We start from the raw sequence: 9,957 nt of genomic DNA, 5'->3' as shown, positions 1-9,957 counted from the left end.
CGGTGCTTCGTCTTTCGCGGCCGTGCCAGTCGCACACGACCACGCTGCTCGAGCTGCCGATGGCCACGTCGACGCCGCGCCCGGTGAGCGCAGCCACGCTGGCGGCGCCGATGGCGATGGTGGCGGGGCTGCGGACATCGACGGCAAGCGGGCCGAGGCACAACGGGATTCGGCCTGGTGTCAGCCCGAGCGCGGTGGCCAGGGCAAAGGCGTCGAAGGTCGCCATCTCACCGACCCACACCCGGTGGTATCCGAGCTTTTCCGCGGTTTCGGCGACGACAAGTGCGTCCATCGGGTCGCGGTCCTGCCAGTACGGCAGGCTCACGCTCAGCGATGGACGGTCGCTGCTGTTCACCCGACCGGGTCTGCGGCCGCGCGCATCCGCTCCCCGCTCACCCAGGTGGCGTGGAATCCGAGCGGTACCCGTACCGGAAGGCCGAGGCGGCAGACCGGACCTGCGGCGAGGTCGGCGGCATCGTAGATCCACACCTCCGACAGTTGGGTGTGGCTGTTGAACGCGAACATCGTCAGCCAGGCGTCGTCCTCGCTCGTACCGCCAGGGCGCGGCACCACGGTGAGTTCACTGCCGAAGAATCCGTCGCCGAACGGCTGGGTCTGCTTGGCTCCGGTCTGCACGTCGTACTTCATCACCGCGTCGAAAAGCATTGTCTGGTCTACCGATAACCGCATCTGATACGACCAGCGACCGCGTTGCCCGGTGCGACCCTGGTCGATCGCCGGGAACTCGGTGTTGACGTCGTCCATCGGCTCTTCGGTGGTCGCGCCGGTGCGCAGGTTGAAGCGGTAGCGGTGCAGTTTCGCCTCGGGGCGGAGGTAGGCGAGCAGTTGAGCGAGCGGGTTCGCACGATCGGACACGGGGCTCGGCTTGGACACCCGGCAGACCACCATGACGATCTCGTCGCCTTCTTCCCAGGCGTTGACCGTGTGATAGATGTAGCCGGGCGCGGCCTCGAACCAGCGCACCGCGCTGCCGTCGCCGCGCCGGGGCAGCACGCCGAAACGGCTCGGCAGGTTTCGGTCGAAGAACAGCTTGAATCGGCCGGCCGCGGCCGCCCTCGGATCGTTGTACAGCGGCAAATCCATGAGGATCGAATAGTTTTCGGTGATCGCCATGTCGTGCGGCAGTCGCGGGCCGGGAAGTTCGATGCCGGTGTAGTGGGTGACGACGCCGGACGGGTCGGCCATGCCGTAGCGCAGGTACGGCGCGTTGATCCCGTAGTCGAAGAAGATGAATTCCTCAGTGGTTTCATCGACTTTCGCGTGCGCGGAAACCTCGCCGGGCAAGGTGGCGCTGAAGTCGTCTACGCCGCGGGTCTCCAGGCTGATCGGATCGAGCGCGTACGGCTTGCCCGCGCGGTACCACAGCGACAGCAGGTTGCCGTGATGGAAGACGACATCGGTGTTGGCGGAGTTGCGTTCTCGGCGGTCGCCTGCCGGGTTGTCGTCCCACGGCTCGATCACGCCGCGCCACAACGCCGTTCCCGCCGCGCGCTCGGCCTCGAACTCGGCGGTGCGGATGTAGCGGTTGCGGTAGGTGGCCTTGCCGTTTTCGAAATGCACCGCGTGCAGCATGCCGTCGCCGTCGAACCAGTGGTAGCGCCCGATCGGCGCGAACTGCGGGTTGGGTCCGTTGCGGACATAGACGCCGTCGAGGTCGGCGGGCAGTTCGCCGTGCAGGACGGCGAGGTCGGTCGCGGTGATCTCCTCGGCGGTTGGTGCGTACGGACCGTCGAGATACGGATTCGTCAGCGCCGCCGCAGCCGGTGCGATGAGTTCTTCCTTGAGCGTCATGAGCAACCCCTCACTACAGTTAATGAAGTGATACGCGTCTCAGTGAGAGGTGTCAAGAGTTCCTGGTCGGCGGCTCAGGCGAGGCGGTCGAGCACGGCGGATGACACCGGTTCGAACCGGACGTCGACACGGTCGAGCCCGGCATCGCAGCCGCGGCATCGCAGTGCGGGCGCCAGCACCGCGCCGCACTTGCGGTGCCGGATGCGCAGGCCGGATTCGGGCGCGTCCGGATGCGCCAATTCCGACCAGGCCAGCAGGAACGCGAACACCGCGAACAGTGCGCGCCCACGCGGGGTCAGCCGATATTCACGGCCGTTGCCGTCACCGGATCTCCGCAGGATCTCGGCGTCGCACAGCCGAGAAAGCCGCTCGGTCAACGTCGTCGGCGACATGTTCATGGCCGCACGGAACGCACTGAAGCGCCGCACGCCCGCCAGCGCGAGGCCGGTCACCGTCGCACTCCAGCGGTCGCCGATGGCCTCCATGATCTCGTCGAACTGCCTCCCGGCCGACGTGGACTCCGTCGCCCTGGCCCGGCGTCTGCCGCTGGAAGTGAAGCGCCACAACGCATCATCGCCGAGTGTGACCTCGGTGTCGCGCGGCGTCACGGTGCGGCCGCAGCCGCGGCACATCAACACCGGAGGACCTCGGTGCCCGCACGCGTCGTGCACCAGATCAGGATGCAGCGCGCCCGCGGCAGTCCACTCACGCTGCCAACCCCAGATCGACACCAGGATTTCCCAGGTCGCCAGCCCCAGATCGGTGAGCAGATAGTCGAATCGATCCGGCGACCCCGGTTGCGGAGTCCGAACGAAAACCCCCGCATCGACCAGCGCGGTGAGCCGCGCTGTCAACACCGCAGGCGGTGCACCGGTGCGCTCGATCCACTGATTGAACCTGCGCGTGTGGTTGACGAACGCATGCCGCAAGATCGTCAACGTCAGCCGGTCGCCGAGCAGGTCGAAGGTAGCGCCGACAGGATGCACGGCAGGCTGCCCGGCCAACCCAGCATCGATCGGCTCAACCGTCACCCGCCTCACCTCCACCCTCGCCAGACCTAACTTCACTAACTGTAGTCGATCTGATCGACACCACGCGCAACTCACCCGCGCATCGACCCGACGGCGTCCCCAGCTTCCGCCTCCCTACGAATCCGCGCCGCTTCTCGAGTTGGTCAACTGATCACAGGGCACTGATGGCGGCATCGCCCGAGAATCCACCGCCACCAGTGCCCCCTCAGCGAGACGCGCTCGCACGAGTGGGACATAGCGGAGGCGACACGCCGCAAACGGCTCCACCATGTCCCACCCGGGGAGCCCTCCCCGACGAATGGGCCATGGTTGCACCGACTTTGGACCCGACCGCCGCACCTTCGGAGGCCGCTAGCTCACCCGCCCTGCCTTCGCACGCCGTCAGCCCACCTGCCCGCGCTTCGCACGCGTGTTCCAAACCCTGCCCAGCGCACGAAGACTGCCCCGCAGTTACCAAGATGCCGACCCCCGAACGCGCAGAAGCGCATCTCTCTATCTAACCCCATGAATCCACCCCAGGTCAATAGCATTGCGACTATCAGATGTAGCAACTATGCTACGTAGTACAACGACCTCAACGGGGAGGCCTACATGGCGATATCGCTTGTTGTATTCATCTGCGCCGGAGCGGCGCTCGGCTGGGGGAATTCTCGATTCACACGGAGAGCCGTCGCCAGGATCACGGAGTCGGGCGCAAGCGCTGGACGAGTAGCGGGCCTCTCGCTCGCGAGACTCTTTGTCCTGACCGCCATTTCGGTGACCGTCGCCTACCTGGTCCGACCGGCCGGCGTCGGAATCATCTTCGGACTGGCGCTATTCCACGCCGCCACACTGCTCCGTTACGCGCGACCAATAGTGCGAGGACAGACATGACGACAATCAAGGTCGGTGAGCACGAAACCGTGCGATGGCTCGGCCTGGAGTTCAACGTCGACACGATCCTGTCGACAACAGTCGCCGCGGCGATCGTGCTCGGGATGGCGTTCTACCTGCGGGCAACGGTGACTTCCGGTGTGCCCAACGGGGTTCAGCTCTTCTTCGAGACCGTAACGGTCCAGCTGCGGGTCCAGGTGGAAAACGCGATCGGAATGCGGATCGCACCGTTCGTGCTACCGCTCACGGTCACCCTGTTCACCTTCATCCTGCTGTCCAATTGGCTGGCCGTGCTGCCACTGCGATACGGCGACGGCGAACTGATCCACCCACCAGCCGCCGACGTCAACTTCGTCTACGCGCTCGCGGCATTCGTCTTCGTCAGCTATCAGGTCGCCGGCGCCGTCCGGCGCGGACCGCTCACCCACGTGAAGATGCTACTGAAGGGCCACACCGGTTGGGGCCCAATGATATTCGTCAACATCGTCGAAGAGATCGCCAAACCGCTGTCGCTGTCGCTTCGACTGTTCGGGAACATGTTCGCCGGCGGCGTGATGCTCTCGGTGATCACCCTCCTGCCCGCCTGGATCAGCTGGGGACCCAACGCGATCTGGAAGTTCCTCGACCTGTTCGTCGGACTCATCCAGGCGTTCATCTTCGCGCTGCTCACCATCCTCTACTTCGCCCAGTCGATGACGCGCGAAGACGAGAACCACTGACCAACCGCCGAAAAACATTCCTGTTCAAAGAAGAAGGGAAGTACCGAAATGTCGGACATCACCAACACAGGCATCATCCAGGCGGCGGCACTGCTCGGCGGCGGACTCATCATGCTCGGCGGCGCGATCGGCGCAGGCTTCGGCAACGGCATGGCAGGCTCGGCGCTGATCACCGGCGTTGCCCGCCAGCCTGAGGCCGAAAACCGGTTGCGCGGAAACTATCTGATGGCGGTCGGCTTGATTGATGCGGTGTATTTCATCAACCTCGCCTTCATGGCGCTGTTCGCCTTCGCGACACCAGGCAAGTAACGCCATGTCGACGAAAAACACTGCCGGAGAGAACTTTCTGCTCCCCAACGGCACGTTCTTCGCCGAATTGCTGATCTTCCTGACCGTGCTCGGTGTGATCTGGCGGTTTGTCGTCCCGCCGATCCACCGGACACTGGCGGAACGCGATGAGCGGAACGCGAAGACGGCAGCCGATCAGCAGGCGGCACAGCAGGCACGTGCGGCCGCCGAGGCGGCCTACCAGGCGGCCCTCGAGCAAGCACGGGCCACGGCCGCCGGAATCCGGAATCAGGCACACGCAGAAGGCCGTTCGATCATCGAGCAGCGTCGGCGTGCCGCGCAGGACGAATCCGAGGCACTGGTGACGCGGTCCGTAGCCGAGTTGCGTAGCGAGACCGACCGGCTGGCTGCCGACCTTCTGGCGAGCGTCGAACCACTCGCGCAGACCCTCGCTGATCGGGTGCTCGCCGAAAACATCCGCGTGGGAAAGGAATAGACGGATGTCGCACATCGTCCTGGACTGGCCGATCTTCCTCAGCCAGCTGTTCGGCTTCGCGGTCCTCGTCTACGCCCTCACCAAATGGGTGACGCCGCGAGTCGGCGCAGCAATGCGCAAGACGCAGCACAATATTCGAAAGGAGCTCGAAGAAAGCAAACGCGCGGCTACCCAGGTGGTCGCAGCCGAGGAAGCCCACGAAGCGGCGCTGGCGCAAGCCGCACTCGCGGCCACACAGTTCGCAGACGAAGCGCACACTGCCGCGGCAGGAATTCTCGAAGACGCCGCAGCAGCAGCCGAAGAGCTGGCCCTGCGCACAAAGCGACACGGCCACGAGCGCATCAGCCGCGCACGCCGCGAGGCAGTCGACGAACTACGAGCAGGACTGCATGCCGCAGTCCTGGAACGAACCGAACACACGGTGCGCCAACGCCTCACCTCCGCCCACGCCAAGTCCCAGGGCGTCGACCGCATCCTCGACGAACTGGAGGTAATGGCATGAAACGAGCCGCAGACCGATAAGCATGACCCCGCAGGCCCGGTCACCCCCGGGCCTGACGGTCACCCAAGCCGGCCACCACCCGGGCAGCCCTCATGCGGGCCGACCGCCACCCGAACTGACCGCCACCCCGAGCTGGCCATCGCGCGGCTCGCCCTCCCACCGGCTGACTGTCACCCGGTCTGGCCATCGCCCTGGGCTGGCCGCCACCCGAGCCGACCATCACCGGAGCTGGCCGCCACCCGCGCTGCCCTCACACGGGCTGACCATCAGCCGAACTGACCGCCATCCCAGGCTGACCGCCACCCGGGCTGGCGGTCACGTCGGCTGACCGCCACCCGGGCGGGCCACCACTCGGGATGACCACCAACCGGCCAGACTATCGCAGGCCTGGCCACCAACGGCATGGCCACGAATCGGTCTGTCCACCAACCGGTCTCACCACAACGCAACCTGGCTGTCACCGACTTGACCATCACCTGGCCCGATCCTCTCCCGGCTGGCCATCACCCGGGCTGATCGCCGCCCCGCTGCCCTCGCTCGGGCTGATTCCCGCCCAGCTAGCCGTCGCTCGGCCCGGCGATCACCTGGTGTGGCGGTCACCTGGCCTGCCGTCGAGTGGCCCGACCGCGCTCCTCGCCCGGCAGCCTTCACCAGGCGTGGCCGTCATCCGGCCCGGTCGGATTCGCCCGGCCGGGTCGCATCGTGAGCGCAATAGCGGTATGGGTCAAGGGATTACGACGGATTCCAGTTCTAGGTCGATCTCGAGGCGTGCGAGCATGGAACGGAATTCGGTTGCTGGGTAGCGGGCGTTTTCGGTGACCAGGCCGAGGATGGTGCCGCTGCCGGGGGTTGATAGTGGGCGGATTTGGTCGACGACGCCTTCGATGGGGTCGAACAATTGCAGGTCGGGGCGGGCGCGCTCGATGTAGTCGCGCAACCATGGCAGGTGGGTGCTGGAGAGAGTGGCTGCATCGATCCCGGGGTGGGTGTCGAGCAGTGTGTCGAAGAACTTGCCGATCACCTGCGCGGTGTGTTCGCGGCGGAACAGGAAATCACCGCTCTCCACCAACTCCACCAGGACGGACGCGTTCACCGCGTGCACCCGGCCGAGCTCGGAACCTGCCTCCTGGCGCAGGAATTCCGTCAGCTCCGCGCTTTCGACCAGCGAGCGGACCCCGAGCACCGCGACCTCGCGCGCCACCGCCAACGCTGCCTGCACCGGCGGGCGCACCCCGAAGATCGGCACCGGGCTGTGCAGGTCGTCCAGGATGGTCACCGACGGTGCGTTGGACGCCAACAGGATCGCGCTCGGCTCGTACTCGGCGAGAAAACGCACCGCACGGTCGACCACGGCCAACAGTTCTGCCCGGTTCTTCGCACCGTAGGGGAAGCTCGCGCGATCGGCCAGATACACGATGTCGCGATCGGGCAGGCTCCGATGCAGCAGTTCCACCGCCGAGTAGCTGCCGAGCCCGGCATCGAACACCGCGATCGGGCGACGTACTGAAGTCATGCCGAGGATCATGCCTGGTGCGCTCCGGCGCCGATATTCGGGCGCGCTCCCCCGCGGCGGCATTCCTTACACCGACTGTCCGAACACGGGGTGCAACTGACAGACTCGCCGAGTGACCGATTCTCGTGATGCGGACGCGAAGCGACTGTCCGCCGACTCGCTGGCGCAGGGTGATCCGACCGGGTGGTTCGAGCGACTGTATGCGGCGGCCGCCGACGGCGGCGCGGTGGTGCCATGGGACATCGCCGAACCGAACGCGCTGCTGGTCGACTGGCTCGAGCGGCACGAACGCGCCGACGGTGGGATGCGCGCGCTGGTGGTCGGGTGCGGTTTGGGCCGCGATGCCGAACACTTGGCGACACTCGGGTTCGAGACGACCGCGTTCGACGTGTCCGAAACCGCGATACAGACTGCGCGGGAACGTTTCCCGACATCCGACGTGAACTATGTGGTCGCCGATCTGCTCGCTCCGCCCGCCGCATGGGACGGCGCCTTCGACCTGGTTGTCGAGTCGATCACGGTGCAGTCGCTCCCGGTATCGGTGCGCGCCGAGGCGACCGCGCACGTCGCACGAATGGTTGCGCCTGGCGGCGACCTGCTGGTGATCGCAGGTATCCGGGCGGACGGCGAGGAGGTTGACGGTCCGCCGTGGCCGCTGACCCGCGCCGAGATCGACGCGTTCGCAAACAACGGCCTGCACTCGGTGCGGGTCGAGCAGGTAGCGCCGGCAGGCACACCCGACTCTGTGCGTTGGCGGGCAGTGTTCCAGCGCAGCTGATCGACGCGCTCGCAGACAACGGCCCGCACTCGGGCGGGTCGAGCAGGTGGCACCGGCCGGCACACCCGACTCGGAGCGCTGGCGAGCAGTGCTCCAGCGCAGCTGATCGACACGTTCACAAACAACGGCCCGCACTCGGGCAGGTCGAGCAGGTGGCACCGGCCGGCACACCGGACTCGGAGCGCTGGCGAGCAGTGCTCCAGCGCAGCTGATCGACACGTTCACAAACAACAGCCTGCACTCGAGGCGGGTCGAGCAGGTAGCACCGGCGGCCGCGCCGGACTCCATGCGCGGGCGGGCGGTGTTCCAGCGCAGCTGATCGACGCGTTCGCAGCCAACGGCCTCCGCTCAGTGCGGGTCGAGCAGGTGGCACCTGTCGGCGCACCCGACTCAGTGCGCTGGCGGGCACTGTTCCAGCGCAGCTGATCGACACGTTCGCAAACAACAGCCTGCACGGTGCCGGTCGAGCAGGTAGCACCAGCGGGCGCACCCGACTTCGTGCGCTGGCGGGCAGCGTTCCAGCGCAGCTGATCGACGCGTTCGCAGACAGCAGCCTGCACTCGGTGCGGGTCGAGCAGGTAGCGCTGGCGGGCACGCCGGACTCCATGCGCTGGCGGGCGGTGTTCCAGCGGAGCTGACGGTGGCGCTGCGCGCCTGGCATCGGCGGCGGCACGATGGTGGGTATGACCGAGAACGGCGAGTGCCGCGTCGGCACGGATCTGGTCTGGTACGCAGCCTATGGGTCGAACATGCACGCGAGCAGGCTGAGGTGTTATCTCACCGGCGGCACGCCTGAGGGCGGCGCGCGATCGGTGCCGGGCTGCCGCGACCGGGGCGAGCCTGCGCGCTCGATGCCGATGATACTGCCCGGCATCCTGTACTTCGCGACCGAATCGCTGGTGTGGACCGGCGGGCGGGCGTTCTACGATCCGGACGGCCCCGGCGAGACCGCGGCCCGCGCCTACCTGCTCACCGTCGCACAGTTCTCCGATATCGCAGCCCAGGAGATGTACCGGGAGCCGGGCGTTGATCTCGATCTGACCGAGGTGATCGCCTGCGGGCGCGTCCCGCTCGGCCCAGGCCGCTACGAAACCCTCTCGTGCGCAGGTTCATTCGACGGCTACCCGATCCTCACCTGCACCGCACCGTGGAAGCACGGCGATCTCCCCGGAAACGCGCCCTCCCCCACCTACTTACGTCACCTGGCCGCCGGACTGATCGAGTCGCACGGCTGGACCGTCGACACCACAGCCACCTACCTGGCCACCCGCCCTGGCGCCGAGCTCGGCTGGACCCCGGAAACCGTAGCCTCCCTCCTCCTACCATAACCCGAACCTGCTCTCGCCCAAGCACTTCGGCGAAGACACCAGGCCCACCGAAATCCGCACCTCCTCCCCGGATCCGCGCTGGCTCCGAGAGCCCCACACCACGGCAGCGAATAAACACGACAGCGAATAGGCCAAACCACCGCCGCGTCCCACTCGGTGAGGTGCGCTCGGACGAGTGGTACATGGTGGAGGCGACACGCCGTAAACGCCTCCACCATGTACCACTCGTGAACCGCCACCCGTGCGAACGGGACATGGCCGCACCAACTTTCGCGCCAGAACCCCTCTGAGACGGCAAGCCTCGCATCGGCGTGAGAGAAGTGGTTGCCGAGCTTCGTTGGCGTGAGAGAAATGGTTGTTGCCCCGTTGAGCGGAGAGAAATGGTTGCTGACCACCGTTGAGCGGAGTCTTATGGTTGCAACACGCCGTGCGACACGCACCATTTCTCTCCGGTCAACTTCCTCAAGATCACTTCCTGGAAGATCTTTGGACCGGACCACAGCCAAGTAACCCGGCTGGAACAAGAGAACCCGTGACTGACAGCGGAGGTCAGCCGGGTACGGCACACGACGCCACCACGCTATCCAGTGCAAACCCCGAAACCGTCCCGCTCGCTA

Annotated in this window: 10 protein-coding genes; 6 read left to right on the top strand and 4 right to left on the bottom strand. The window is 66.3% G+C overall.

Annotated features, from left to right (window positions below):
* The 3 genes from NA11_RS43310 to NA11_RS43300 all read right to left on the bottom strand — a co-directional run.
* Positions 1-355: LLM class flavin-dependent oxidoreductase (locus tag NA11_RS43310; RefSeq protein WP_141718174.1), on the bottom strand; the 355-nt coding region annotated here is incomplete at its 3' end.
* Positions 352-1,812: a carotenoid oxygenase family protein gene (locus NA11_RS43305; protein WP_069167942.1), complete on the bottom strand. Its 1,461-nt coding sequence runs from the start codon at positions 1,810-1,812 to the stop codon at positions 352-354. The genes NA11_RS43310 and NA11_RS43305, both read right to left, overlap by 4 nt.
* Positions 1,813-1,886: 74 nt before the next feature.
* A complete protein-coding gene (locus NA11_RS43300; RefSeq protein ID WP_245746588.1) occupies positions 1,887-2,843 on the bottom strand; it encodes a winged helix-turn-helix transcriptional regulator in 957 nt (318 codons plus the stop codon).
* 869 nt (positions 2,844-3,712) lie between these two features.
* On the opposite strand from NA11_RS43300, the gene atpB reads away from it, so the two are divergent.
* Genes atpB through NA11_RS43280 form a run of 4 tightly spaced genes read left to right on the top strand, consistent with a single transcriptional unit; the run spans position 3,713 to position 5,721 of the window.
* A complete protein-coding gene (gene atpB / locus NA11_RS43295) occupies positions 3,713-4,435 on the top strand; it encodes a F0F1 ATP synthase subunit A (RefSeq protein WP_069167941.1) in 723 nt (240 codons plus the stop codon).
* Between the two features lie 48 nt (positions 4,436-4,483).
* Positions 4,484-4,744 carry an ATP synthase F0 subunit C gene (gene atpE / locus NA11_RS43290; RefSeq protein WP_069167940.1) on the top strand — a complete coding sequence of 87 codons (261 nt, stop codon included), beginning with the start codon at positions 4,484-4,486 and terminating at the stop codon, positions 4,742-4,744.
* A gap of 4 nt (positions 4,745-4,748) precedes the next feature.
* On the top strand, positions 4,749-5,219 hold the full coding sequence (locus NA11_RS43285; protein WP_069167939.1) for a F0F1 ATP synthase subunit B family protein: 471 nt from the start codon (positions 4,749-4,751) through the stop codon (positions 5,217-5,219).
* A gap of 4 nt (positions 5,220-5,223) precedes the next feature.
* Positions 5,224-5,721, top strand: a complete 498-nt coding sequence (locus NA11_RS43280) for a F0F1 ATP synthase subunit B family protein (RefSeq protein ID WP_069167938.1) — start codon at positions 5,224-5,226, stop codon at positions 5,719-5,721.
* A 724-nt stretch (positions 5,722-6,445) separates the two neighbouring features.
* Here NA11_RS43280 and NA11_RS43275 read toward each other — a convergent pair.
* Positions 6,446-7,234, bottom strand: a complete 789-nt coding sequence (locus tag NA11_RS43275; RefSeq protein WP_069167943.1) for a glutamate racemase — start codon at positions 7,232-7,234, stop codon at positions 6,446-6,448.
* A gap of 112 nt (positions 7,235-7,346) precedes the next feature.
* Between NA11_RS43275 and NA11_RS43270 the strand changes: the two genes are divergently transcribed.
* Positions 7,347-8,012, top strand: coding sequence for a class I SAM-dependent methyltransferase (locus tag NA11_RS43270; protein ID WP_069167937.1), 666 nt, complete (start codon positions 7,347-7,349; stop codon positions 8,010-8,012).
* A gap of 683 nt (positions 8,013-8,695) precedes the next feature.
* Positions 8,696-9,340 (top strand): histone deacetylase, encoded by a 645-nt coding sequence (locus NA11_RS43265; protein ID WP_069167936.1) that lies wholly within the window; start codon positions 8,696-8,698, stop codon positions 9,338-9,340.
* Positions 9,341-9,957 lie beyond the last annotated feature (617 nt).

The sequence above is a fragment of the Nocardia altamirensis NBRC 108246 genome, from assembly GCF_001612685.1.
In the GTDB taxonomy this organism is placed as follows: Bacteria; Actinomycetota; Actinomycetes; order Mycobacteriales; family Mycobacteriaceae; genus Nocardia; species Nocardia altamirensis.
This window is presented reverse-complemented; position numbering and strand designations above follow the sequence as displayed.